At 68.5% G+C, this 23182-nt stretch carries 26 protein-coding genes; 11 read left to right on the top strand and 15 right to left on the bottom strand.

Features of this window, described 5'->3' with window-relative positions; all coding sequences use genetic code 11:
* Positions 1–74: 74 nt before the first annotated feature.
* Both ITP53_RS21450 and ITP53_RS21445 read left to right on the top strand, forming a co-directional pair.
* Positions 75–749: a FadR/GntR family transcriptional regulator gene (locus tag ITP53_RS21450; protein WP_195897203.1), complete on the top strand. Its 675-nt coding sequence runs from the start codon at positions 75–77 to the stop codon at positions 747–749.
* A gap of 19 nt (positions 750–768) precedes the next feature.
* On the top strand, positions 769–1230 hold the full coding sequence (locus tag ITP53_RS21445) for a MarR family winged helix-turn-helix transcriptional regulator (RefSeq protein ID WP_195897202.1): 462 nt from the start codon (positions 769–771) through the stop codon (positions 1228–1230).
* On the opposite strand, the gene dnaN is transcribed toward ITP53_RS21445, so the two are convergent.
* The 3 genes from dnaN to ITP53_RS21430 all read right to left on the bottom strand — a co-directional run bounded on the left by dnaN (position 1208) and on the right by ITP53_RS21430 (position 4458).
* Positions 1208–2305, bottom strand: a complete 1098-nt coding sequence (gene dnaN / locus ITP53_RS21440; protein ID WP_195897201.1) for a DNA polymerase III subunit beta — start codon at positions 2303–2305, stop codon at positions 1208–1210. The genes ITP53_RS21445 and dnaN overlap by 23 nt on opposite strands.
* 75 nt (positions 2306–2380) lie before the next feature.
* Positions 2381–3031 (bottom strand): response regulator transcription factor, encoded by a 651-nt coding sequence (locus ITP53_RS21435; protein WP_195897200.1) that lies wholly within the window; start codon positions 3029–3031, stop codon positions 2381–2383.
* The gene (locus ITP53_RS21430; protein ID WP_195897199.1) at positions 3028–4458 is read right to left on the bottom strand and encodes a sensor histidine kinase; all 1431 of its coding nucleotides are present in this window, start codon (positions 4456–4458) and stop codon (positions 3028–3030) included. Before ITP53_RS21430 ends, ITP53_RS21435 begins: the two co-directional genes overlap by 4 nt.
* 109 nt (positions 4459–4567) lie before the next feature.
* On the opposite strand from ITP53_RS21430, the gene ITP53_RS21425 reads away from it, so the two are divergent.
* Together ITP53_RS21425 and ITP53_RS21420 are read left to right on the top strand one after the other, a co-directional pair.
* Positions 4568–5473: an ABC transporter ATP-binding protein gene (locus ITP53_RS21425; RefSeq protein ID WP_195897198.1), complete on the top strand. Its 906-nt coding sequence runs from the start codon at positions 4568–4570 to the stop codon at positions 5471–5473.
* Positions 5470–6198: an ABC transporter permease gene (locus ITP53_RS21420; protein WP_195897197.1), complete on the top strand. Its 729-nt coding sequence runs from the start codon at positions 5470–5472 to the stop codon at positions 6196–6198. Before ITP53_RS21425 ends, ITP53_RS21420 begins: the two co-directional genes overlap by 4 nt.
* Positions 6199–6200: 2 nt before the next feature.
* On the opposite strand, the gene ITP53_RS21415 is transcribed toward ITP53_RS21420, so the two are convergent.
* The gene (locus ITP53_RS21415; RefSeq protein ID WP_195897196.1) at positions 6201–7109 is read right to left on the bottom strand and encodes an SMP-30/gluconolactonase/LRE family protein; all 909 of its coding nucleotides are present in this window, start codon (positions 7107–7109) and stop codon (positions 6201–6203) included.
* A 56-nt stretch (positions 7110–7165) separates the two neighbouring features.
* Between ITP53_RS21415 and ITP53_RS60380 the strand changes: the two genes are divergently transcribed.
* Entirely contained in the window at positions 7166–7597 is a 432-nt protein-coding gene (locus ITP53_RS60380; protein ID WP_195897195.1) for an Lrp/AsnC family transcriptional regulator, read from the top strand.
* Positions 7598–7606: 9 nt separating this feature from the next.
* The gene (gene soxR / locus ITP53_RS21405) at positions 7607–8101 is read left to right on the top strand and encodes a redox-sensitive transcriptional activator SoxR (protein ID WP_195897194.1); all 495 of its coding nucleotides are present in this window, start codon (positions 7607–7609) and stop codon (positions 8099–8101) included.
* Positions 8102–8109: 8 nt separating this feature from the next.
* On the opposite strand, the gene ITP53_RS21400 is transcribed toward soxR, so the two are convergent.
* Positions 8110–8556, bottom strand: coding sequence for a universal stress protein (locus ITP53_RS21400; RefSeq protein ID WP_195897193.1), 447 nt, complete (start codon positions 8554–8556; stop codon positions 8110–8112).
* A 75-nt stretch (positions 8557–8631) separates the two neighbouring features.
* The gene (locus ITP53_RS21395; RefSeq protein ID WP_328815278.1) at positions 8632–9282 is read right to left on the bottom strand and encodes a TetR/AcrR family transcriptional regulator; all 651 of its coding nucleotides are present in this window, start codon (positions 9280–9282) and stop codon (positions 8632–8634) included.
* A gap of 112 nt (positions 9283–9394) precedes the next feature.
* On the opposite strand from ITP53_RS21395, the gene ITP53_RS21390 reads away from it, so the two are divergent.
* A complete protein-coding gene (locus ITP53_RS21390; protein WP_195897192.1) occupies positions 9395–10420 on the top strand; it encodes an aldo/keto reductase in 1026 nt (341 codons plus the stop codon).
* An 83-nt stretch (positions 10421–10503) separates the two neighbouring features.
* On the opposite strand, the gene ITP53_RS21385 is transcribed toward ITP53_RS21390, so the two are convergent.
* Complete coding sequence (locus ITP53_RS21385; RefSeq protein WP_195897217.1) at positions 10504–13836, bottom strand: replicative DNA helicase; 3333 nt, start codon at positions 13834–13836, stop codon at positions 10504–10506.
* 346 nt (positions 13837–14182) lie between these two features.
* On the opposite strand from ITP53_RS21385, the gene ITP53_RS21380 reads away from it, so the two are divergent.
* Both ITP53_RS21380 and ITP53_RS21375 read left to right on the top strand, forming a co-directional pair.
* Positions 14183–15484 carry an MATE family efflux transporter gene (locus tag ITP53_RS21380; RefSeq protein WP_195897191.1) on the top strand — a complete coding sequence of 434 codons (1302 nt, stop codon included), beginning with the start codon at positions 14183–14185 and terminating at the stop codon, positions 15482–15484.
* A 67-nt stretch (positions 15485–15551) separates the two neighbouring features.
* Positions 15552–17030 carry an APC family permease gene (locus tag ITP53_RS21375; protein ID WP_328815274.1) on the top strand — a complete coding sequence of 493 codons (1479 nt, stop codon included), beginning with the start codon at positions 15552–15554 and terminating at the stop codon, positions 17028–17030.
* Here ITP53_RS21375 and ITP53_RS21370 read toward each other — a convergent pair.
* The 7 genes from ITP53_RS21370 to rpsF all read right to left on the bottom strand — a co-directional run bounded on the left by ITP53_RS21370 (position 17027) and on the right by rpsF (position 21599).
* Positions 17027–17770, bottom strand: a complete 744-nt coding sequence (locus ITP53_RS21370) for an amino acid ABC transporter ATP-binding protein (protein WP_195897190.1) — start codon at positions 17768–17770, stop codon at positions 17027–17029. The two genes, ITP53_RS21375 and ITP53_RS21370, sit on opposite strands and share 4 nt — an antisense overlap.
* Positions 17767–18606: an amino acid ABC transporter permease gene (locus tag ITP53_RS21365; RefSeq protein ID WP_195897189.1), complete on the bottom strand. Its 840-nt coding sequence runs from the start codon at positions 18604–18606 to the stop codon at positions 17767–17769. The genes ITP53_RS21370 and ITP53_RS21365 overlap by 4 nt, the downstream gene beginning before the upstream one ends.
* 7 nt (positions 18607–18613) lie before the next feature.
* A complete protein-coding gene (locus ITP53_RS21360) occupies positions 18614–19465 on the bottom strand; it encodes an ABC transporter substrate-binding protein (RefSeq protein WP_195897188.1) in 852 nt (283 codons plus the stop codon).
* A 285-nt stretch (positions 19466–19750) separates the two neighbouring features.
* Positions 19751–20197: a 50S ribosomal protein L9 gene (rplI, locus tag ITP53_RS21355; protein ID WP_195897187.1), complete on the bottom strand. Its 447-nt coding sequence runs from the start codon at positions 20195–20197 to the stop codon at positions 19751–19753.
* Between the two features lie 14 nt (positions 20198–20211).
* Positions 20212–20448 (bottom strand): 30S ribosomal protein S18, encoded by a 237-nt coding sequence (gene rpsR / locus ITP53_RS21350; RefSeq protein WP_020543048.1) that lies wholly within the window; start codon positions 20446–20448, stop codon positions 20212–20214.
* Positions 20449–20665: 217 nt separating this feature from the next.
* Positions 20666–21229, bottom strand: a complete 564-nt coding sequence (locus tag ITP53_RS21345) for a single-stranded DNA-binding protein (protein WP_195897186.1) — start codon at positions 21227–21229, stop codon at positions 20666–20668.
* Positions 21230–21308: 79 nt separating this feature from the next.
* Entirely contained in the window at positions 21309–21599 is a 291-nt protein-coding gene (rpsF, locus tag ITP53_RS21340; protein ID WP_195897185.1) for a 30S ribosomal protein S6, read from the bottom strand.
* Between the two features lie 265 nt (positions 21600–21864).
* Here rpsF and ITP53_RS21335 point away from each other — a divergent pair, with 265 nt between their 5' ends.
* On the top strand, positions 21865–22104 hold the full coding sequence (locus tag ITP53_RS21335) for a hypothetical protein (protein ID WP_328815269.1): 240 nt from the start codon (positions 21865–21867) through the stop codon (positions 22102–22104).
* 74 nt (positions 22105–22178) lie between these two features.
* Here ITP53_RS21335 and ITP53_RS21330 read toward each other — a convergent pair whose 3' ends face one another.
* Complete coding sequence (locus ITP53_RS21330; RefSeq protein ID WP_195897184.1) at positions 22179–22358, bottom strand: hypothetical protein; 180 nt, start codon at positions 22356–22358, stop codon at positions 22179–22181.
* A gap of 72 nt (positions 22359–22430) precedes the next feature.
* Here ITP53_RS21330 and ITP53_RS21325 point away from each other — a divergent pair, with 72 nt between their 5' ends.
* Entirely contained in the window at positions 22431–23174 is a 744-nt protein-coding gene (locus ITP53_RS21325) for a deoxyribonuclease IV (RefSeq protein ID WP_195897183.1), read from the top strand.
* Positions 23175–23182: the final 8 nt, after the last annotated feature.

Raw genomic sequence — 23182 nt, 5'->3', positions numbered from 1 at the left:
TTTCGCGTCTGGAATAATTAGGGTCTACCAGTCATTGACTCATAGGATGATTGGTTTCCCGGAGGAGGCGGACTGTGAGTCTGCGTACGGCTCAGCGGGCTTCGCTCGTCGACCAGGTGATTGATCAGCTCAAGGAGCAGATCACCTCAGGGTCGTGGCAGATGAACGGGAAGATCCCGACAGAAACCGTGCTCGCCGAGCAGCTCGGGGTGGGTCGCAACACCGTTCGTGAGGCCGTACGCGCGCTCACGCACGCCGGGCTACTGGAGTGCCGTCAGGGGGACGGCACTTACGTCCGCGCGACCAGCGAGCTCTCCGGCGCCATGCTCAGGCGGCTGAGGCAGGCCGAGCAGCTGGAGATCCTCGAGGTACGCCGCGCCCTCGAGGTCGAGTCGGCGCGCCTGGCCGCCACCCGGCGCACCGACGAGGACATCGTCCGCATCGAGGCCGCGCTGGCCGAACGGGAGCGCGCATGGGACCTGGACGACCCCGACTTCTTCGTCGAGGCCGACCTGGCCTTCCACATGGCCGTCGCCCATGCCACGCACAACCTGGTCCTCATCGACCTGTACGAAGACTTCTCGGCAGCGCTGCGCGCCAGCATCACCGCCGCGGGGACCTCGCTCAACAAGAGCTACATTCCGCACGACGCCATCGCCCGGGCCATCTCGTCCGGTGACGCGGCGGCGGCCGAGCGGGCAGGCCACACCTGCATGGAGCACATCCTCATCGCCCTCACCGAGTCCTGACCCGGCCGGGGAGCGCGCGGTGCGCAGGAGCGAGCGCAAACAGCGGGAGCCCGACCTCGGCATCCTGTCCAGCCGGACGCTGTTCAGCCTGCAGCGGGAGCTGTTCGCCAGGCTGGCCGAGCAGGGCCACCCAGGATTGAGGCCGCGGCACGGCGCCGTGCTGGCGTACCTGGACGAGGAGGGCAGCCGGGCCACCGACCTGGCCGCCCAGTCCGGGCAGCACAAGCAGGTGATCGGCACGCTCGTGGACGAGCTGGTCGAGCTCGGCTACGTCGAACGCCGGCCGGATCCGGCCGACCGCCGGGCCAAGCTGATCGTGCCGACCGCGCAAGGGCTCGACCACATGGCCAGGTCGGACGCCATCCTCGCCGAGATGGAGGCGGCGCACGCGCTGGCCGTGGGCGAGCAGGCGTACGCGGACTTCAAGAAGGTCTTCCAGCAGGTCACCGAGCGCCAGCTCAGCTCTGGCGCAGCGACATGACCAGATAGCGGAAGGCGGGCTGGGCGTCGCCAGGCACGTCCTGGATGAGGGCGGGCCTGGTGGGAGACTCCAGGTTGATGCGGGCGAGCTCGCCCTCGATCCCGGTCAGCCCGTCGAGCAGGAACTGCGACTGGAACGCGATCTGGATGTCCTCACCGGTCAGCTCGCAGTCGACCACCTCGGTGCCGCGCCCGATGTCGCCGCCGCCCGCCTGGATGCGCACCTGCCCCTGGGTGAACGACAACCGGATCGCGGTGTTGCGCTCGGCCACCAGAGCCACCCGCTTGATCGCGTTGACGAACGGCGCCACCGCCACGTCGGCCCTGATCGACCAGTCGGCGGTCAGCCTGGCGCGATAGTCGATGAACTGCTCGTCGAGCAGCCGCACGGTCGTGCTCCGCCCCACGCTCTCGAACCCGGCCACCCCGTCGCCCATCGCGATCGACACCTCCCCGCCACGCAGGGACTTGGCGATCTCGACCAGCACCCGCGCGGGCACCATGGCGGAGACGGCGAGGCCGGGGCCGGCCGGGCGCCAGGTGAAGTCGCGGGCGGCGATGCGGTAGCGGTCGGTCGCCGCCATCGCCACGGACTCGCCGTCGATGTCGACCCTGATGCCGGTGAGCATCGGCAGCGTGTCGTCGCGGCTGGCCGCGGGGGCGACCTGACCGACGGCCGAGGCGAACACCCCGCCGCCGACGGCGCCGATGCCAGGCGGCATCGCCGGCATGCTCGGGAAGTCCTCGACGGGCATCGTGACGAGCCCGAACTCGGCGCTCCCGCAGGTCAGCACCGCCTCGGGCCCCTCGGTGACGATCTCCACGTCGTCGGCGGGCAGGCTCCGGCTGATCTCGGCCAGCAGCCGGCCGGGGATCAGCACGCTGCCCGCCTCGGCGACGTCGGCGTGGACCGTGGCCCGAGCGGACACGTCGTAGTCGAACGCGGACAGGCTCAGCTCCTCGCCCGCCTCCAGCAGCAGCCCGGACAGGACGGGCACCACAGGACGGCTGGGCAGGACTCGGGCGGCCCATGCCACCGCTTCTGCGAGTACATCGCGGTTAACCCGGATTTTCACCAGTAACACCCCTTCGTCACCGTGCCTCTATGAAAATAGCCGGTGTCACCGACAACTCAGGGTGGGCCGATCCCGCTAACGGCTGTTGAGGTACGCGAGCACGGCCAGCACGCGACGGTTGTCGTCGTCAGAAGGGGCCAGGCCGAGCTTGGCGAAGATGGAGGCCGTGTGCTTGGCGACGGCGCTCTCGCTGAGGTAGAGGCGCTGGGAGATCGCCGCGTTGGACCGCCCTTCCGCCATGGCCTCCAGCACCTCGCGCTCGCGCGGTGTGAGCGCGGCCAGCGGTTCGCTCCTGGCGTTGCTGGCCAGCAGCTTGGCGATCACCTCCGGGTCCATGGCCGTGCCGCCGGCGGCGACCCTGCGTACGGCGTCGATGAACTGCTCGGCGTTGAAGACGCGGTCCTTCAGCAGGTAGCCGATCCCGCCCGAGCCGTCGGCCAGCAACTCGCGCGCGTAGAGCTGCTCGACGTGCTGGGACAGCACGAGGATCGGCAGCCCAGGCACCTGTTTCCGGCCCGCGAGCGCGGCCTGCAGGCCCTCGTCGGTGAACGTGGGCGGCAGGCGTACGTCCACGACCGAGACGTCGGGGCGCAGCTCGACCAGCCCCTTCAGCAGCTCGGGACCGGACTCCACGGCGGCGACGACCGTGAAGCCGTGGGCCTGGAGCAGGTGGACGAGCCCGTCTCTGAGCAGGTAGAGGTCTTCGGCGATGAGCACGCGGTTCATGAGCACCGTGGCTTGCTCGGGACCATGTCAGTGAACCCGCGGTCGCGGTCATGGCTGGCGGGGATGCGCATGGCCAGGACATGCATGACGACGCCCAGCAGGATCATGCCAAGGATCGTAGGCCACTGCCAGGGGCCGGGAAGGTGCAGGGCCAGGAACCAGGACTTCTCCTCGATCCCGAAGGTCTTGAAGACGGCCGGTACGAGACCCTGCGGGAACGTCGGGCACCAGGCCGTACCCCAGAGGACGACCACCGTGACCGCCTTCCAGCGCGGCAGCTTGGGCAGGTTGCCCGCCCAGTGGTCCGGCAGCACCTTGGGCAGCTCCATCGTCACGGTGGTGGGGCCGCCAGGCGGGCTGTTCAGCGCGAGCACCCCGTCGAACGCCGACATCCGCCGCTCGATGCCCGCCAGGCCGCTGCCCTTGGCCGGGTCGGCGCCGCCCAGACCGTCGTCCGTGACCGACACGCGCAGGTGAGGGCCGTTCGAGCTGATGTCCACGATCGCGGAGCGCGCGTCGCCGTGCCGCGCGGCGTTGGAGAGCAGCTCGCTGACCGCGAAGTACACCGCCGCCTCCACCGGCGCCTCCGGCCGGTGCGGCAGGTCGACGTCCACGGTGACGTGCATCGGGCTGTCCATGGCCAGCGCGCGTACGGCGTCGGCGAGCCCGCGCTCGGCCAGCACCGGCGGGTGGATGCCACGGATGACCCTGCGCAGCTCGGTCAGCGTCTCGGAGGAGGCGTCCCTGGCCTTGGCCAGCAGCGCCTTGGCGGAGGCGGGATCGTTGTCCACGAGCTGCTCGACCGCGCCGAGCGTCATGCCGATCGCCACCAGCCTGGCCTGCGCGCCGTCGTGCAGGTCACGCTCGATCCTGCGCATCTCGGCGGCCTGGGAGTCGGTGGCCAGGTTGCGCGTCCGCCTCAGGTGGCTCACCTGGCCGGCCAGGCGGCTGGCGGCGGTCGAGCCGAGCAGCAGGTCGCTCCAGAGCGCGTACAGGCGCAGGCCGCGCTCGGGCAGCAGGATGAACAGCGGCGCCAGCGCCGGCTTCACCAGCGGGTCGAGCAGCAGCCAGAGGCCGTCGCGCCAGGTCCCCGGGTCGCTGACCAGCCACCTCCAGCGGTCGTTCCACGCCGGTATCCGCGGTGACCTGTAGAGGGTCCGGTCCGAGCGGTACAGCCCGTCCGGCTGCGGCACCGGCGGCGGAGGTTTGGGCAGGTACGGCGCCTCGATGAGGACGCCGGTCCACCTCTGCATCAGCCGCCTGTTGAGCCCCGCCAGACTCCTCACCAGCCGTACCTGCGGCGGGAACAGGAAGACCATGCCCAGCCCGAACGACAGGAGCAGCATGGGGGCGGCCACGATGATCGCCGCCACCTCGACGACGAGGAGCGCGAACAACACGGTGACCTGACCGAACCTGCGAAGCATGCTCCCAGTCTGCGACAGCGGGAGCGTCGCGGTCACTGCACTTAGGTACACCCTTGCCGGGCATCTAGCGAGATTCCCCGACAGGTCGCGCGTTTCTAGCGTCGAACCCATGAAAATCATCGAAGTCAGGAACCTGCGCAAGCAGTATCCGGGCCACCTGGCGGTCGACGATGTGTCGTTCGAGGTGGCGGAGGGCGAGATCTTCGGCATCCTCGGCCCGAACGGCGCCGGCAAGACGACCACCGTGGAATGCCTGGCGGGACTGCGGGCGCCGGACGGCGGCACCGTACGGGTGGCCGGGCTGGACCCGCAGCGGGACAGGGACGAACTGCGGCAGGTGCTGGGCATGCAGCTGCAGAGCGCGGCACTGCCCGAGAAGATCAAAGTGTGGGAGGCCATGGACCTCTACGCCTCCTTCTACCCCGATCCGGCGGACTGGCGGGAGCTGCTCGAACAGGTCGGACTGACCGACAAGCGGGACGCCGCGTTCAAGAAGCTCTCCGGCGGTCAGCGCCAGCGGCTGTCCGTCGCGCTCGCGCTGGTGGGCCGGCCGCGCGTGGCGGTCCTGGACGAGCTGACCACGGGGCTCGACCCGCAGGCCCGCAGGGACGCCTGGGAGCTGGTCGAGCGGGTACGCGACTCCGGGGTGACCATCGTGCTCGTCACCCACTTCATGGAGGAGGCCGAGCGCCTCTGCGACAGGCTCGCGCTCATCGACGCGGGCAAGGTGGCCGCCACCGACACGCCCCGGGGGCTCGTCGCACAGGTGGGCGGCGAGCAGCAGGTGAGGTTCCGGCCCTCCGCGCCGGTCGACGACAGTGTGCTGCTGGCCCTGCCCGAGGTGCGGCAGGTCAGCAGGAGCGGCGGCCAGGTCGTGGTCAGCGGCTCGGGCAACCTGGCCCCCGTGGTCACCCTGGCCCTGGCCCAGCACCAGATCGTTCCAGGAGACCTGCGGATCGAGCAGGCCACCCTGGACGACGCGTTCCTCGCACTGACCGGAAGGAAGCTGTCATGAGGAAGCTGCTCATCGTGGAGACCAAGCTGTGGCTGCGGGAGTGGCCGATGGTGCTGTTCACCATCACGCTGCCGGTCGGGCTGCTGGTCGTGCTGGGCATCAGCATTCCCGCGCTGACCGAGCCGGACGCGTCCGGCCTCAGGGCCGTGGACACGCACATGCCGAGCACGATGACCCTGCTCGCGCTGCTGACGCTGGCCTGCACCATGGTGCCGGGGGTGCTCACCACGTACCGCGAGCTCGGGGTGCTCAGGCGGATGTCCACCACGCCGGTGCATCCCGCGCGGTTGCTGGGCGTCCAGTTGCTGATCAACCTGGCCACCGGCGTGCTCTCCACGATCGTTCTCATCGTGGCCGCCAACCTGGTGTTCGGCTCGCCGCTGCCGCGGCAGTGGGGATGGTTCGTCGTGGTCTTCCTGCTCGGCACCGCCGCGCTCATGGCCATCGGGCTGGTGATCGCCGCGGTGGCGAACAGGAAGGCGGCGCCCGGGATCGGGTCGCTGGCGATGTTCCCGCTGATGTTCCTGGGCGGGATGTGGGTGCCGCGCGAGGTCATGCCGGACGGGCTGCGCGTCGTCAGCGACTACTCCATCGCCGGGCCGTTCACCCAGGCGCTCAAGGACACCTGGGCGGGGCAGTCGCCGGAGGTCATGCACCTCGTGGTGATGGCCGCCGGGCTGGCGATCTTCGGTGGGCTGGCCGTGCGGCTCTTCCGGTGGGAGTGAGACTAGCGCCCGGCCCAGACCGGGCGGGCGCCCGTGACATTGGTCATCAGCGAGTAGAGCGAGGACGCGGCCGTGATGAACATGCGGTTGCGCTTCTGCCCGCCGAACACCAGGTTGGCCACCGGCTCCGGCAGCTTGAGCCGGCCGATGAGCGTGCCGTCGGGGTCGTAGCAGAGCACCGCCCGGCCGGCCGCGGCCCAGACCCGGCCGGTGTCGTCGAGCCGCAGGCCGTCGAAGCCGTCGGTGCCCTCGGCGAAGACCCTGCCGGCGGCGAGGGTCCCGTCGTCCAGCACGTCGAACACCCGAATGTGCTTGGCCGCGGTGTCGGCGACGTAGAGTCGCCGCTCGTCGAGCGAGAAGGCCAGGCCGTTGGGGCGCTCGAAGTCGTCGGCCACACGAACGACCTGGCCCGTCACCGGATCGACGCGATAGACGTGACAGCCGTCGATCTCCGGCTCGGCGGCCCATCCTTCGTAGTCGCTGAGGATGCCGTAGGGCGGGTCGGTGAACCAGATGGACCCGTCGGAGCGCACCACCGCGTCATTGGGGCTGTTGAACCGCCTGCCCTCCCAGCGGTCGGCGACCACCGTGATGCCGCCGTCGTGCTCGGTGCGGGTGACTCGGCGGCCGCCGTGCTCACAGGTGATCAATCGGCCCTCGCGGTCGAGTGTGTTGCCGTTGGAGTAGCCGGACGGCTGGCGGAACAGCCCGACCGCGCCGGTCGTCTCGTCCCAGCGCAGCATGCGCTCATTGGGGATGTCGCTCCAGACCAGGAACCTGCCCGCCGCGAAGTAGACCGGACCCTCGGCCCAGCGGGTGCCGGTGTGGAGGCGCTCGATCCAGTCGTCGCCGCCGATCCTGGCGAACCGCTCGTCGAGCACCTCGAACTCAGTGGGGATCTTCTCCGTCATGCCGCCTACCATACGCCGTTCAGCTATACGGATATATCGCGGGATAGCATTCGGTTGTGGACGACATAGACAGGATGTTGATCGGCCTGCTCCAGGAGGACGCCACGCGGTCGTACGCGGTGCTCGGTCAGGCGGTGGGGCTGTCCAGCGGGGCCACGCACGAGCGGGTACGCAAACTGCGCGAGCGCGGGGTTATCAGGCGCACCACGATCGAGGTCGACCAGGCGGCGCTCGGGCGTGCGGTGACGGCGTACGTGCTGGTCGACGGAAGCACCTGGATGGGGGACAGCGCGGACCGGCTCGCGGCGATACCGGCGATCGAGGAGGCGCACGTCATCGCCGGTCCTGCGTCGGTGCTGCTCAAGGTCCGTACGAGCGGCACGCGCGAGTTGCAGGACGTGCTGCGGCAGGTGTTCGCGGTGGACGGCGTGGCGGGGACGCGGACGGTCGTCGTGCTACAGACCTTCTTCGAGCGAACCCTCAAGTAATCTCTAGGGATGACCAAGGTCGCCTGGAACACCAAGGAGCTCACGGTCGGCCAGCTCGCCGAGCGTAGCGGGGTCGCCGTTTCCGCCCTGCACTTCTACGAGGCCAAGGGGCTCATCACGAGCCGGCGTACGGCAGGAAACCAGCGCCGCTACACCCGTGACAGCCTGCGCAGGGTCGCCTTCATCAGGCTGGCGCAGCGGATCGGGATCCCGCTGAAGACCATCAAGGAGGCGCTGGCCGAGCTTCCCGACGAGCGTACGCCGAACCGGGCCGACTGGGCCCGGCTGTCGGCCGCCTGGCAGGGCGAGCTCGACGACCGGATCGAGCAGTTGCAGCGGTTGCGCGATGATCTGACGGACTGCATCGGGTGCGGGTGCCTGTCGCTGGATCTGTGCCCGGTCGCCAATCCGCACGATCGGCTGGGTGAGGAGGGGCCGGGCGCGCGGCGCATCGACACCCGGCTGTGCCCTCCTCAGAGCTGCGTGCCAGTCAAGCAGTCATAGGACCGATGTCACGCCTTGACCGGCGGCACTATCAGGGTCGGCCGGTGGGCGTGGTGCAGCACGTGGTTGGAGACGCTGCCGAGCAGCACCGACCTGACCCCGGCCAACCCGCGCGACCCGGTGACGACCAGCGAGGCGTCGATCTCGTCGGCGACGTCCACGATCGTCTTCCAGATCGACTCGTTGTCGGCGACCGCCCGGTAGGTGACGTCCGAGAGCCCGGAGGCGGTCGCCAGCTCGGCCCCCTCCTTGGCGTGCCGCTCCGCCAGCGCCTGCGCCTCGTCCTCGCCTTCCGGTGAGAGCACACCCGCGGCCAGCGGATATCTCCTGAGCTGCACCAGCAGCGGCTCCCACACGGTGAGGACGAGGGTGGGCTCGGCCGCGAGGTGCTTGGCCGCGAACTCGATGGCGCTACGCGAGTCGGCGGAGCCGTCGTAGGCGATCAGGATGGTCATGTCGTTGTCTCCTTAGCTCATCTGCTAGAGCAACGACATGATCAGCCGCCATTCCTGGGCTCTCTGTCTTCTTGGTCACACCGTGGAGTTCGAGCGAGCACTCGTGCCGCTCGTATCGGCGCCGTAGCGCAGCCCGTCGATGAGGAGGGCGACCATGCGCTGGCTGTACGCGACTCCCTCGTCGGCCATGGGCAGGCAGAGGTTGGCGACGGCGTACAGGAGGTCCTTGGAGCTGGTGTCGGCGCGGATCTCGCCACTGGCTGTCGCGGCTTCGAGCAGTGAGCCGAGGGCGGGTCCGAGTCGCTGCATGAAGTAGCCGGGCAGGGCGTCGAACGCCGGGTCGCCCGAGTGAAGGGCTGCGGCGAGTCCTCGTTTGGTCGCGAGGAACTCGGTGTACCGGTGGAGCCACTTCGCGAGGGCCGCTCCTGGCTGGTGCGCCGCGGTCAGTGCCGGGGCCGCGTCGGCGCAGGCGTCCACCTCGCGCTGGAACACGGCCTTGACCAGGTCCGAGCGCTGCGGGAAGTGCCGGTACAGCGTTCCGACTCCGACGCCGGCCAGATCGGCGATCTCCTTCGCGGGTGCGTCCACGCCTGAGGTGCCGAAGACGGTCTTCGCCGCCTCAAGCAGGGAGTCGATGTTGCGTTGCGCGTCGGCGCGCAGCCGGCGCGGCGCGCCTTCGCGTGCGACCGGCCCCGCGGAGCCGGTCGGCGCTGTGTTCTCCGTCACGTCGCTCCTTCGCTTGCTAACCGGAAATCCTTTCCGTATAGTTCTGGAAAGACATTCCGTTTAGTCCAGGATACGGCATCCAAGAGCACCGACCACCACCTCAGGGAGAAACATGCAGTACCGCACCCTCGGCCGGACCGGCATCAAGGTCAGCCCCTACGCGCTCGGCGCCATGATGTTCGGCGCCATCGGCAACCCCGACCACGACGACTCGATCCGCATCATCCACAAAGCGCTGGACGCGGGGATCAACTTCGTCGACACCGCCGACGCCTACGCCCACGGCGAGTCAGAACAGATCGTGGGAAAGGCGCTCAAGGGACGTCGCGACGACATCGTCCTCGCCACCAAGCTGCACCTCCCGATGGGTGACGACCCCAACCGGCGAGGCAACTCGCGGCGCTGGATCATGACCGCGGTCGAGAACTCCCTGCGCCGCCTGCAGACCGACCACATCGACCTCTACCAGATCCACCGCCCGGACCCCGACACCGACATCGAAGAGACGCTCTCCGCGCTCTCTGACCTGATCCACAGCGGCAAAGTCCGCGCGATCGGGTCGTCCACGATGCCCGCATCCGACATCGTCGAAGCCCAGTGGGTCGCCGAGCGGCGCGGCCTCGAACGGTTCCGCACCGAACAACCGACCTACTCCATCCTCAACCGCGGCATCGAAACCGAGGTGCTCCCCGTCACCCAACGCTACGGGATGGGCACCATGGTGTGGAGCCCGCTCGCGCAGGGCATGCTCACCGGCCGCATCCGCAAGGGCCGGCCGACAGACCTCCGCCGCGCCGCCTATTTCAAGCACCTCAGTGACGAGCGCCGGCTCGACGCCGTCGAACAGCTCATCCCGCTCGCCGACAAGGCGGGCCTGCCGCTGACGCACCTCGCGATGGCGTTCGCCATCGCTCACCCCGGCGTGACCAGCGCGATCATCGGGCCACGCACGATGGAGCAGCTCGACGACCTGCTCGCCGGCGTCGACGTCACCCTCACCGACGAGATCCTCGACCAAATCGACGAGATCGTCCCGCCCGGCACCGATGTCGGCACACTCGACATGGCCTACCTGCCCCCAGCCCTCCAGCACTCACGCCTCCGCCGCCGCCCCGTCAACGAACGCGCCGCCGCCTGACCACATCCTGCGCTCTCGACGGCGAGTGCCCGCCGTGCTCCTGGAACGCGGCCGCTGCTCGTCGGTGCCCTCCATCGCACCCGTCAGTGTTGCGCCATGTCCACGAACCGGCTGTAGTGGCCCTGGAACGCGACCGTCACCGTGGCGACGGGCCCGTTACGGTGCTTGGCCACGATCAGGTCCGCCTCCCCGGCCCGCGGCGACTCCCGCTCGTACGCATCCTCACGGTGCAGCAAAATGACCATGTCCGCATCCTGCTCGATCGAGTTCTTGAGGTGGATGCCGTTTCCGAGGAAGTTGTGAGTCCCCATCACTGTGGCGTCATAGACGGGCTGCTCCCCGAGGCTCTCAATCGATGTGATCTCATCCCAGAAAACATCGTTTGTGGCAAACATCTCAAGCTCGGCGTCGCCCAGAACGTTTGCGATCTTTCGCAGGCGACCTCGAGAAGGGCTGATCGCCTTATTCAGATCGCCTCTGCTGCGGGTTCCGACCATCGTTTGAACCTGGTCAAGGCTCTTCGACTGCTCGATCATGACTTCCCGCACGCGCCCCCAGACTTCCGGTGGGACGGTATCAAAACGCCCCGCGGGCATTGTCTCACTGAGGCGCGCCATCGCTTTGGCGACTTCCCTTTCGCGTTCGCCATGAACACCGATCTCCTCCAGGAAACGACGCTGATCTTCAGCTCCCCCCACATCAAGCGTCCACTGGGGTCGCCCGTAGGTGTTTCCTACCGAACGAAGGCGCGTCTTCACGTCGAAGCGCAGAAGCAGCAACTGCAATTCTCTGGCCATACGCTCGCTTGTTGTCCCGTAGTAGATCCGGACGTGACCGAGCGCGCCAGTTGTCACAGATCCGTCCGTAGCCCACAAGTGCCGGAGGAAGAGCGCAAGTTGCGGCTTTGGGAGCGCGAAAATCCCCTGCGGCAAAAACTTCTCATGGCTGCGTAGCCCGAACAGCCCGAGACCATCCAGCCAGGCCGCGATCGGATTCCGCTTTCCATGCGTCAGCCGGTACGGCGCAGGAAGTCGCAAGGACGTGCACCGCGCCGCCTCGTGGTCATCACGAACCGCCGTGATGCCGAAACGGCGACGGGCCGCCTCCGCCACGGTGGCCAGGTTGGTCTCGTCGGTGCTGCTGTAACGGACGGGCTGCCGCCGTACGAATGACCCGTCCCCGATGAGGTGGGCAAGCAGGACCAGTTCGTCTTCATCCCACGGCACGATGTCGAGAGGTGTGGGCATGTGCCTCGGCACGGCGACTCGCGTCCCCACCATCAGGTCTGCGAGCGCTCGCCAGCCGTCATAGGTGAGGAAGGGATGATTGGCCGTGGCCTCCACCTCCCGGCCCGAACGTAGCCGCACCCGGTAGACCTGCTGCACCCCGCTCGGGAAGGCGTGGGTCATCGTGCGCGGAACCAGCTTGAGGCGGTCATCAAGTGACCAGACGGGGATGTCACGCGCCCCCGACTCCAGCAGCTCGCCCAGGGTCACCTCGGCGCCCGTGTCCGCGCGCAGGAGCCGCGTAGCCGCGGTCAGGCAGCCGGATTCGCGTAGGTCGCTGACCATGGGGCGTTTGTCGGTGCGTTGCTCGGGGCCGCGGTTGAGCTGGGAGATGGCGATGACCGGGACCTCGAGCTCCTTGGCCAGCAGCTTGATCGCTCGGGAGATCTCCGAGACCTCGTTCTGGCGGCTCTCGGTCTTCTTCGGCGAGCTCATCAGCTGGAGGTAGTCGATGACCACGAATCTCAGGTCGTTGCGCTGCTTGAGCCGCCGGCACTTGGCCCTGATCTCCATCATCGACATGTTGGGCGAGTCGTCGATGAACAGCGGCGCCTCCGCCACCTCGCTCATCCGGCGGGCCAGGCGGGTCCAGTCGTCGTCGCCCATCATGCCCGAGCGCATGGCGTGCAGCGCGACCCGCGCCTCGGCGGACAGCAGGCGCATGGTGATCTCGTTGCGGGACATCTCCAGGGAGAAGATGACCGTGGTCATCCCATGCTTGATCGCCGCGGAACGGGCGAAGTCCAGCCCCAGAGTGCTGTTGTGGGTGGGGATGCAGGCCCGGCCGGCCAGATAGAGGTGGTCGTCGTTGTCCACCTCGACGCAGCGGACCGGGCGGGTCTCCACCCTTCGTACGTCGGCGATGTGCCGGACCGGCGCGCCGGACTCGTATTCGACCAGGTGCTCGGTGCCCGGCCGGGCATGCATGGTCGCCTGGTGGCCGAGGCTGAGAAGCAGCTCATGGACGTCGGCGGCGAGCCGGTGCTCGGTCTCCTGGAAGTGGATCCGCCCGGCCGTGCCCGCCGCGTCGAGCAGGCCGCTCAGGAGGTGGCGGCGCTGCCGCTCCGAGGCTCGCAGGTATCTCGGCGGGATGTGCTTTTCTTCGAGGACGCCCAGCTTCCTGAGGACGCCCTGCTCGTGCGCGGCGGCGCTGCGGGCGGCGCCGAGCCAGGCCCCGAGCGTGTAGGGCGGCAGTGGGAGGTCCTGCTCGTCGAGGGCGAAGGGCGCCGCCACCGGCACCGCGTGGCCGGGCCGTCCGTCGGCCTGGCGGACGTCCGCGGCGATCTCCTCGGTGGTCATCACCTTCTCGGTGGTGTGCCATTGATGGAGGGCGTCCGCGACGATCATCGTACCGTCGCTGAACTCCACCTCGTAGCACGGCCTGCCGTGCAGCACCTCGGTTGCCGCGACCACCCGGGTCGGCCTGCCGTCGGCGCCGAGCAGGCGATCGCCTGTGCGGACCTCGCCCATGGTCGTCCAGCCGGTCGCTGTGGGCAGCGGCGTGTCTAGCGCGAGCGCCTTTCCGATGGCCGGGCGGGCGGCCACGACGATCATCTGGCCGGGGTGGAGGCCGTTGGTGAGCTGGTCGAGGTCCTGGAAGCCGGTCGGTACGCCGACCATCTGGCCGCCGCGGCTGCCGATGGCCTCCAGCTCGTCGAGCGCGCCGGGCATGATGTCAGCCAGCGGCGCGTAGTCCTCGGAGGTGCGGCGCTCGGTGACCTTGTAGATCTCCGCCTGGGCGCGGTCGACGAGGTCGTCGACCTCTTCGTTCTGGCCGCCGTAGCCGAAGGAGACGATGCGGGTGCCGGCCTCGATGAGGCGGCGGAGGATGGCCTGCTCGCGGACGATCTTGGCGTAGTAGCCGGCGTTGGCGGCCGTGGGGACGACGGCCGTGAGGGTGTGGAGGTAGGCGGCGCCGCCCACACGGGCCATCTCGCCGCGCTTCTGCAACTCGTCGAAGACGGTGACGGCGTCGGCTGGCTCGCCCCGGCCGTAGAGGTCGGTGATGATGTCGTAGACCATCTGGTGCGCGGGGCGGTAGAAGTCGTCGGAGCGCAGGATCTCCACGACGTCGGCGATGGCGTCCTTGGACAGCAGCATGCCGCCGAGCACCGACTGCTCCGCCTCCATGTTGTGCGGGGGCGTGCGCTCGAAACCTGGACCTCCGCCGCCGGCCTCTTCAACAATGCTCACCGCGCCCCCTCGAAAACCTCGCAGGCGGTCGCACCACCCCCACTTGTAGTCGACCGGTCTGACAGTTTCGCGGAGTCCGGGTGAGTCGGCAACGCGGCCTGTGGATAACCCTGTGGTCAAGCTGTGTACGGTAGCGCCCAGGGTGTGAAAGACCTGTGGACGGAGCTGGGGATAACTCTTTCCGATATCCACCGAACCGCTCCCGACCTGGGAGAACTGTGTCCACCGGCTGTGGAGGAAAGAAAGTTGCGCCGACACGCCGTGTAATGGCCATAATGGACAAATGCCCATTACATCCAGGGATCGGGAGATACTACGCCTGGCCGTGCCCGCGTTCGGCGCGCTGGTGGCCGAGCCGCTCTTCCTGCTCGCCGACTACGCCATCGTGGGACACGGCCTCGGCACCACGGCGGTGGGGGCTCTGGGTGTGGCGGGCACCGTTCTGACGACGCTGGTGAACCTGTGCGTGTTCCTCGCCTACGGCACGACCGCGTCCGTGGCGCGCCAGTCCGGTGCGGGCAACCACGCGCGGGCCATGCGCAGCGGAGTGGACGGGATCTGGCTGGCGCTGGGCATCGGCGTGTCGCTGATCGCCGTGGGGTGGCCGCTCGCGCCGGCCGTCGTGGAGCTGTTCGGGGCCGGCGCGGAGCAGAGCGCGCAGGCGGTGACGTACCTGCGGATCAGCCTGCTGGGGGCGCCAGGGATGCTCATCGTGCTGGCCGGGACCGGGGTGCTGCGGGGGCTGCAGGACACGCTCACGCCGCTGGTGGTGGCCGTGGGGTCCTTCGTGCTGAATGCGGTACTCAACGCCTGGTTCGTGCTGGGTCTCGGATGGGGGATCGCCGGGTCGGCGTGGGGCACGGTGCTGGCGCAGACGCTGGGCGCGGCCGTCTACCTGGTCGTGGTGGCCAGGGGCGCGTCGCGGATGGGGACGTCGCTCCTGCCGGGCCTCGCCGGGGTCAGGCAGGCGGGGACCGCCGGGTTCGCGCTGCTCATCCGTACCGCCTGCATGCGGGTCGTGCTGCTCGCGGCGACCGTGATCGCCACCAGGATGGGCGAGGCGGAGCTGGCCGCGTACGCCATCGCCACCCAGGTGTGGACGCTGCTCGCCTTCGCGCTGGACGCCATAGCCATCGCCGGGCAGGCCATCACGGGCCGCTCGCTGGGCGCGGGAGACGTCGCGGCGACCAGGGCGGCGACCAGGCGCATGGTGCAGTGGGGAATCTGGTCGGGGGCGGTGCTCGGCGTCCTGGTCGTGGCGGCCAGGCCGGTGCTGCCGGGGCTCTTCGACGCCGATCCGGCGGTCACCGAGCTGCTGCTGGCCGTGCTGTGGCCGGTGGCGGTGTTCCAGCCGGTGTGCGGGGTCGTGTTCGTGCTGGACGGGGTGCTGATCGGCGCGGGCGACCAGCGTTACCTGGCCTGGGCCGGGGTGTGGACGACGCTCGCGTACCTGCCCGCCGCGCTGCTGGCCGCCGGTTTCGGCGTCGTCGCGCTCTGGTGCGCGCTCGGGGTGTGGATGATCGCACGGCTGATCACGCTCACCCGCCGTGCCGCCGGCACCGCTTGGCTGGTAACCGGGGCGTAACCGTCCTGTGCTTGCTGATGTCCAAGTGGTGAGACAGAGTGGGCGAGTTCCCTGAGCGGGGTGTTCCGTGTCCACGATTCTGCGACGACTACCGCCGACGGAGGCGACCGGGCTGCGTACCGGCCGCCGGCACAGCCTGGCCGAGGTCTACCGCCCGGCCGACCTGGTCGTGCTCGGACTCGGTGTGATGATCGGGGCGGGCATCTTCAGCATCGCCGGCCAGCAGGCGGCCACCACGGCCGGTCCCGGTGTGATCCTCTCCTTCATGATCGCGGGCATCGCGTGCCTGCTCGCCTGCCTGTGTTACGCCGAGCTGGCGTCCACGATGCCGGCCTCGGGCAGCGCGTACACCTTCACGTACGTCATCTTCGGCGAGGTCTGGGCCTGGATCATCGGCTGGGCCCTGATCCTGGAGCTGCAGTTCGCCGCCGCGGTGGTGGCCAGGGCGTGGGCGGGGATCACGGTCGGCGCGATCACCAACTTCGGTGTACGCGTGCCGAACGAGGGCCTGGTCGGCGACATCCTCGTGTTCGTCATCCTGGTGCTGCTCACCGGCATCGTGGCGCTCGGCGCGCGGGTCGGCCTGCGAGCTCTGTGGATCATGGTGTCGGCCAAGCTGCTGGCCATCGGCGCGGTCATCGTCGTGGGCGTGGCGCACATCGACGTGGCCAACTTCGGCGAGTTCTACGTCCCGCCGAAGACACTGACGACCCCGCCGGCCACCGTGCTGGAGGTCCTCTTCGGGGAGGGCCAGGCGTTCGGCTGGTTCGGCGTCTTCGCGGCGGCCTCGGCGATCGCGTTCGCATACATCGGGTTCGACATCGTGGCCACCTCGGCCGAGGAGACCGTGAACGCGCCCAAAGCGGTGCCCAAGGGGATGATCCGCAGCCTGGTTATCGCGACCGTCATCTACCTCGCGGTGGCGCTGGTCATGGTGGGGATGGCGTCGTACACGAAGATCTCGGTGGAGGCGCCGCTGTCGGGCGCGTTCCGGCAGGCCGGCGTGGACTGGATGGTGCACGTCATCGACGCCGGCGCGGTGCTCGGGCTGACGACGGTGATCCTGGTGCTGATCGTGGGGCAGACGCGGGTGCTCTTCTCGATGGCTCGCGACGGTCTGATCCCGCGCGGTCTGGCCTCGGTGAGCCGCAGGTACCACACGCCCACGCGGGTGACGCTGGTGATCGGGTTCGTCGCGATCGCGCTGGCCGAGTTCGTGCCGGTGCTCACGATGCAGGAGCTCGTGGTGATCGGGACGCTGTTCGCGTTCCTGTTCGTGGCGGCCGGGGTGATCGTGATGCGCCGCCGCATGCCCGGCCTGGAGCGGGGCTTCCGGGTGCCGCTCTCCCCGCTGCTGCCGGCGCTCTCGCTGGTCGCCACGCTCTGGCTGATGGTGAACCTGCGGGTGCTGACGTGGGCGTGGTTCGTCCTGTGGATGGCCTTCGGCCTGCTCGTCTACCTCGTGTACGGCCGCCGCCACAGCATCCTGGCCCGCCCCCACGCCCCGGTGGAGTCCGGACGCGGCGGCGGCCGGCACCGGCGCTAGAACCGGCCGGACTCGAGCACGCCGCTCAGGAACTCCCTCGTCCGCGCGTGCTCCGGATCAGTGAAGATCTTCTCGGGCGGACCCTGCTCGACCAGCACGCCTCCGTCGAGAAAGCACACCGTGTCGGAGATGTCCCGGCAGAAGCCCATCTCGTGGGTCGTGATGACCATCGTCATGCCCGATTCCTTTAGCTCCCTGATGATCCCCAGCACCTCGCGCACCAGCTCCGGGTCCAGCGCCGAGGTGACCTCGTCCAGCAGCATCAGCCTGGGCTGGGTGGCCAGCGCCCTGATGATGGCCACCCGCTGCTGCTGACCGCCGGAGAGCTGGTCAGGGTAGGCTCGCGCCTTCTCCGCCAGCCCGAACCTGGCCAGCAGGTCGTGCGCCTGCTCCTCGGCCTGCGCCCGGCCCGCGTTGTGCACCTGCCGGGGCGCGAGCGTGATGTTGTCCAGCACGGTCATGTGCGGGAACAGGTTGAACGACTGGAACACGATGCCCAGCCGCTTGCGTACGTCGTCGACGTTCACGCGCGGGTCGGTGATCTCCGCGCCGTCGAGGAAGATCGTGCCGTCATCCACCGTCTCCAGCAGGTTGACACAGCGCAGCAGCGTGGACTTGCCCGAGCCGGAGGCGCCGATCAGGCTCACCACCTCGTGCGGATCCACCTCCAGGTCGATGCCGCGCAGCACGCTGTGACCGTGGAACGTCTTCCACACCCCGTCGATCGTCAGCACGCTCATGCGCCGCGCCTCCTGCGTGTGCGGGCGGCCAGGTGGTCGGTGAACCTGGCCAGGGGGATGGTGAGCAGGATGAACAGCAGCGCCGCGACGAGATAGGGCGTGTAGTTGAACGTGCTGGCCGCGTGGATCTGCGCCTGCCTGAGCGCCTCCAGCGGGCCGATGGTGGCTACCAGCGCCGTGTCCTTCTGCAGCGAGATGAAGTCGTTCAGCAGCGGTGGAACGACCCTGCGGGTCGCCTGCGGCAGCACCACGAAGCGCATGGTCTTCCCATGGCTGAGCCCTAGCGAGCGGGCCGCGGCCACCTGGCTCGGGTGGACGGACTCGATGCCGGCGCGGAACACCTCGGCCACGTACGCGCCGTACGAGAGCGTCAGCGCGATGATGCCCAGCGTCGCCAGGTCGGACGGGATGCCCCGCAGCCGGAGCGCGGGCAGCCCGAACCCGACCAGGTAGATCACCAGGATCGTCGGCACGCCGCGGAAGACGTCGGTGTAGAGGGTGGCCAGCATCCGGATCGGGAAGAACGCGGGCGTCTTGATCCCTCTGGCCAGCGCCACCAGCAACCCGACGACCAGGATCAGCGGCTCGGCGATCAGGAAGATCTTGATGTTGAGCAGGAAGCCGCTCAGCACGTCAGGAAACGCCTCGGTGAACCGGTCGAAGTTCAGGAACGTCTCCTGCACCCGCGGCCAGCCGGGCGATCTCGTGACCACCCACACGACCAGGACGACGAACACAACCGTCGACACCGTCGCGATCGAGGCCGAGCGGCGAGTGTCCGTCCTGCGTACGCGCTCGCGCTCGGCCTGCCGCTCGGACTTGACCCACTCGCTCATAGGGACGTCACTGCAGCTCGGGCGCGCCCGCGGCGGAGCCGAGCCACTGCTGTTCGATCTTGGTCAGGTCGCCCTTGGCCTTCAGCGCGTCCACGGCCTTGTCCACGCACGGCTTGAGCGCGCTGCCCTTCTCCATGACCAGCCCGAACTCCTCCGGCCCGCCGCCCGTCGCGCTGAACTGGCCCACGATCTTGGAGCCCTCGACCTGCGCGGCCGTCACGTAGAACGCCGTCGGCAGGTCCACGACCAGCGCGTCCACCTGCTCGTTCTTCAGCGCGTTGACGGCGTCGATCTGCACGTTGTAGACGTTGGGGTCGTCCGCCGGCTTGATCACGTCCTTGACCGCGTCGAGCGACGTGGTCCCCACCTGTACGCCGATCTTCGCGTCCTTCAGCTCCGCCAGGCTCTTCGCACTGGCGAACTCGCTACCCTCGACCGCCACGACGGCCTGCTTGACCGTGTAGTAGCCGTTGCTGAAGTCGACCGCCTTGGCCCGGTCGGGCGTGATCGAGACCTGGTTGATGTCGAAGTCGAACTGCTTCTCCCCCGGTGCGAACGCCGAGTCGAACGTGACCGTGCTCCACTGCACTTCACTGCGGTCGAAGCCGAGCTCTCCCGCCACGGCGAACGCCACCGCGCTCTCGAACCCCTGCCCGTTGCTCGGGTCGTCGTCCTTGAACCACGGCTCGTAGGCGGGCTTGTCGGTCCCGATGGTGAGCTTGCCCGCATTGGTGAGCTGCAACTGCTCCTTGGTGCACGCGGTGGACGTCGTGGGGGCAGCCGTGGTGGCGGTGGTGTCAACGGGCGCGCAACCGACGACCGCCACGGCCAGCGCGAGCAGCATCAAGGAACGGGCCATGGCCTAGCCTCCAGGGGGAACGCGCGAAACAACGAAGGCATTCTACGCTGCCCAAATAGGAAATAACCGCCACCGCCCTGGCCCCACCCCGGCGCATGGCGACCGGCCGCCCCGGTGCCACGGCGACCGGCCGGCGTGGGCTCGCGTAGCGGCGGTCAGCCGGTGAAGGGTCAGAGGCCGTTTCCCTGGAAGGTCGTCAGCCCTGTGCGGGGGGTGGTTGGCTGGGCAACGCGTACACCATGAAAAGGCCCCGCTCCACGACGGAGCGGGGCCTGATCACACAGATCAGCTGGCGACGACCTCGACGTCGACCGCGGCCGACACCTCGGGGTGCAGCTTGACGGTGACCTTGTGGGAGCCGACGCTCTTGATCGGGTTGACGATCTCGATGCGACGGCGGTCGAGGACCGGGCCGCCGGCGGCCTTGACGGCCTCGGCGATGTCGCCCGTGGTGATCGAGCCGAACAGGCGACCGGACTCACCCGCGCGGGTGGTCAGGCGCACGCGCAGGGCGCCGAGCTGGCCGGCGACCTCCTTGGCGGTGCCCATGTCGCGGATCTCGCGAGCGTCGCGAGCCTTCCTGATCGTCTCGATCTGCTTCTCGGCCCCACGCGTCCAGCGCATCGCGTAGCCGCGGGGAATGAGGTAGTTACGGCCGTAGCCGTCCTTGACCTCCACGACGTCCCCAGGGGTGCCGAGGCCGGAGACCTCGTTGGTGAGGATGAGTTTCATATCGACAGGCCTCCTTAGCGCGCCGTGCTCGTGTAAGGCAGCAGAGCCACCTCACGCGCGTTCTTGATCGCGGTCGCCACGTCGCGCTGGTGCTGGGTGCAGTTGCCCGTCACCCGGCGCGCACGGATCTTGCCGCGGTCGGAAATGAACTTCCGCAGCAGCGCCGTGTCCTTGTAGTCGACGTAGGAGATCTTGTCGTGACAGAACAGGCAAACCTTCTTCTTGGGCTTGCGCAGTGCTGGCTTAGCCATCATGGTGCTCCTCTCAGAGCCCCGCATCAAAGCGGGAATGGGCACTCGCCTTCGGCGAGCTGGCCCGCCTTCGGCGGATTTGCCCGCCTTCGGCGGATTCTGAACTGCTTGGAAAGGCCCTGTGGGCCTTGCTGTCTTATTGAACCGGGATGAATGCGCTTCGCGGATTCATCCCGGTTTCTAACCCTAAATAATGCGCTTGGCGCATTCTTCAGGGTTAGAAGGGCGGTTCGTCGCTGAAGTCGTTGCTGCTGGCGCCGCCTCCGCTGAAGCCACCGCTCTGCTGGCCGCCGCCTCCGCTGAAGCCACCACCGCCGCCGCCCTGGTAGCCGCCGCCGCCCTGGGGGGCGGGGGTGGCTGAGGCCCAGGGATCGTCGGCTGGGGCGCCGCCGAAGCCGCCGCCGCCGCCCTGGCGGGAGGTGCGGTTGACCTTGGCGGTGGCGTTGCGCAGGGACGGGCCGACCTCGTCGACCTCGACCTCGTAGACCGTGCGCTTCTCGCCTTCTTTGGTTTCGTAGGACCGCTGCTTGAGCCGCCCCTGCACGATGACCCGCATGCCACGCTGGAGGCTCTCAGCGGCGTTCTCCGCCGCCTGCCTCCAGACGTTGCAGGTCAGGAAGAGGCTCTCGCCGTCCTTCCACTCGTTGGTCTGGCGATCCATGAACCGCGGAGTGGACGCGATGCGGAATCGAGCCACCGCTTGCCCCGTCGGGGTGAAGCGCAGCTCCGGGTCGTCGACAAGGTTGCCGACGATGGTGATTACGGTGTCGCCTGCTGCCATGGCTAGCGCTCGCCTTCCTGCACGCCTTCTCTTGGGTTACGGCTCAGACTACGGGGCTCCCCCGACAGAATGCCGGGGCTTAGCGCACGTCGGGGCGGAGGACCTTGGTGCGCAGGATGCCCTCGTTGAGGTTCATCTGCCGGTCGAGCTCCTTGACCGTGTCCGGCTGGGCGGACAGGTCGATGACGGCGTAGATGCCTTCCGACTTCTTGTCGATGTCGTAGGCGAGCCGGCGACGGCCCCAGACGTCGACCTTCTCCACGGTGCCGCCATCGTTGCGGACCACGGTGAGGAACTGGTCGAGGGACGGCGCGACGGTGCGCTCATCGAGCGAAGGGTCCAGGATGACCATTACTTCGTAACGACGCATGCGGACTCCAACCTCCTCTGGACTCTTGCGGTCACGACACTCTGCCGTGACAGGAGGACGCTGACGTTTCCGGCCGGGCCGCCCCTTTCGGCGCCCCGGGGCGATGGGTCACCCATCACAACGCAGCCTGGCCAGGTTACCAGTAGCGAGAAGGTGGGAAGGCCTTGGTAAAACCTAGGGGGTGGTGGCTGTGCCACATGTGCTTCATCCCTCCGAGAGGGAACGGTTCAAACTCACGCTGAACACGGACGGACGCTCACACCCGGTGGAGAACGTCCTGGCCCTCGTCACCCTGGCGTGCGGGGTGGTGGCGTTCGCCTTCACGTTCTGGACGGCCGCGCACGTCGTCTCGGCGTGGATCGGCACGCTGGGGTTCGGCGTCGGTCTCTACTCGCAGTACGTCTCGGCGACCACGCCGCAGCGTTCGCTCAACATCGTCGGGCTCGTGGGATCGTTCGTGGGGGCCGCGCTCGGCATCGCCCACGGCGGTTTCCTCCCCCACTGACGAGTCTCTCTGATGGAGCACCCACATGAGCAACGGCCCCGGCGTCTCGGTCCGGGGCCGTCAGATATGTGATCTCACCCGCCGATGTGCAGGTCTATCCCGAGCAGGACCAGGAACCACAGGAACACCGCGAGCAACGCCTCCGCGAGATCCCTCAGCAGCCCCGGTGTGATGTAGTCGTATAGCCAGGCTACATATATGCCGACGACGACGTAGATCAAGACGATCAGCGCTCGTAAGCGCCAGCGGCTCATCGCTTCTCCTCATATAGGGGGTGCCTGCCGACTGCCCTCCTGAGTTACAAGCAAACAGATAAGCTCGGGGGCATGGTGCGCATCGGAGCTCATGTCGGGCAGGATGATCCTGCGGCTCATGCCGATGAGGTGGGGGCCGAGGTCGTGCAGTTCTTTCTCGGCGATCCGCAGGGTTACGACAAGCCCGTGCTGCCGGCCAAGCCGGTCGAGGGCGTCGACATCTACGTTCACGCTCCCTACCTGGTCAACGTGGCGACCACGAACAACCGGATCAGGATCCCCAGCCGCAAACTGCTGGAGCAGCATCTCAAGGCGGCCGCGGGGCTCGGTGCCAAGGGCCTGATCGTGCACGGTGGCCACGTCAACAAGAGCGACGATCCACAGGTGGGGTTCGACAACTGGCGCAAGGTGTTCGAGCGCATGGAGTGCCCGATCCCCGTACTCATCGAGAACACCGCGGGCGGCGGCAACGCGATGGCGCGCAAGCTGGAGCGCATCGCCCGGCTGTGGGAGGCGCTTGACGGGTTCGACGTGGGCTTCTGCCTGGACACCTGCCACGCGCACGCGGGCGGCGAGGAGCTGATCGACCTGGTCGACCGGGTCAAGGCCATCACCGGCAGGATCGACCTCGTCCACTGCAACGACTCGCGCGACGACTTCGACTCAGGCGCAGACCGCCACGCCAACCTGGGCAAGGGAAAGATCGACCCGGAGTTGATCCTGGCGGTGTGCCGAGCGGCCGCGGCGCCGATCGTGGTGGAGACGCCGGCCGAGGGGCAGGCGGAGGACATCGCGTTCCTGAGGAAGAACCTCTAGCGAATACA

This window comes from Nonomuraea cypriaca (assembly GCF_015645445.1).
Taxonomy (GTDB): domain Bacteria; phylum Actinomycetota; class Actinomycetes; order Streptosporangiales; family Streptosporangiaceae; genus Nonomuraea; species Nonomuraea cypriaca.
The sequence above is the reverse complement of the archived record's forward strand: the minus strand, read 5'-3'. Positions and strand labels throughout refer to the sequence as shown.

What these genes read in the sequence shown, in the direction of transcription:
- ITP53_RS21430 (WP_195897199.1), bottom strand. Translation starts at nt 4,458, where the DNA reads ATGCTTCGCAGGTTCGGTCAGGTCACCGTGTTGTTCGCGCTCCTCGTC.
- rplI (WP_195897187.1), bottom strand. Translation starts at nt 20,197, where the DNA reads ATGAAACTCATCCTCACCAACGAGGTCTCCGGCCTCGGCACCCCTGGG.
- ITP53_RS21435 (WP_195897200.1), bottom strand. Translation starts at nt 3,031, where the DNA reads ATGAACCGCGTGCTCATCGCCGAAGACCTCTACCTGCTCAGAGACGGG.
- rpsF (WP_195897185.1), bottom strand. Translation starts at nt 21,599, where the DNA reads ATGCGTCGTTACGAAGTAATGGTCATCCTGGACCCTTCGCTCGATGAG.
- ITP53_RS21385 (WP_195897217.1), bottom strand. Translation starts at nt 13,836, where the DNA reads ATGGAGGCGGAGCAGTCGGTGCTCGGCGGCATGCTGCTGTCCAAGGAC.
- ITP53_RS21370 (WP_195897190.1), bottom strand. Translation starts at nt 17,770, where the DNA reads ATGAGCGTGCTGACGATCGACGGGGTGTGGAAGACGTTCCACGGTCAC.
- soxR (WP_195897194.1), top strand. Translation starts at nt 7,607, where the DNA reads ATGACCAAGGTCGCCTGGAACACCAAGGAGCTCACGGTCGGCCAGCTC.
- ITP53_RS21345 (WP_195897186.1), bottom strand. Translation starts at nt 21,229, where the DNA reads ATGGCAGCAGGCGACACCGTAATCACCATCGTCGGCAACCTTGTCGAC.
- ITP53_RS21420 (WP_195897197.1), top strand. Translation starts at nt 5,470, where the DNA reads ATGAGGAAGCTGCTCATCGTGGAGACCAAGCTGTGGCTGCGGGAGTGG.
- ITP53_RS21330 (WP_195897184.1), bottom strand. Translation starts at nt 22,358, where the DNA reads ATGAGCCGCTGGCGCTTACGAGCGCTGATCGTCTTGATCTACGTCGTC.
- ITP53_RS21390 (WP_195897192.1), top strand. Translation starts at nt 9,395, where the DNA reads ATGCAGTACCGCACCCTCGGCCGGACCGGCATCAAGGTCAGCCCCTAC.
- ITP53_RS21425 (WP_195897198.1), top strand. Translation starts at nt 4,568, where the DNA reads ATGAAAATCATCGAAGTCAGGAACCTGCGCAAGCAGTATCCGGGCCAC.
- ITP53_RS21325 (WP_195897183.1), top strand. Translation starts at nt 22,431, where the DNA reads ATGGTGCGCATCGGAGCTCATGTCGGGCAGGATGATCCTGCGGCTCAT.
- ITP53_RS21360 (WP_195897188.1), bottom strand. Translation starts at nt 19,465, where the DNA reads ATGGCCCGTTCCTTGATGCTGCTCGCGCTGGCCGTGGCGGTCGTCGGT.
- ITP53_RS21365 (WP_195897189.1), bottom strand. Translation starts at nt 18,606, where the DNA reads ATGAGCGAGTGGGTCAAGTCCGAGCGGCAGGCCGAGCGCGAGCGCGTA.
- ITP53_RS21400 (WP_195897193.1), bottom strand. Translation starts at nt 8,556, where the DNA reads ATGACCATCCTGATCGCCTACGACGGCTCCGCCGACTCGCGTAGCGCC.
- ITP53_RS21380 (WP_195897191.1), top strand. Translation starts at nt 14,183, where the DNA reads ATGCCCATTACATCCAGGGATCGGGAGATACTACGCCTGGCCGTGCCC.
- ITP53_RS21415 (WP_195897196.1), bottom strand. Translation starts at nt 7,109, where the DNA reads ATGACGGAGAAGATCCCCACTGAGTTCGAGGTGCTCGACGAGCGGTTC.
- rpsR (WP_020543048.1), bottom strand. Translation starts at nt 20,448, where the DNA reads ATGGCTAAGCCAGCACTGCGCAAGCCCAAGAAGAAGGTTTGCCTGTTC.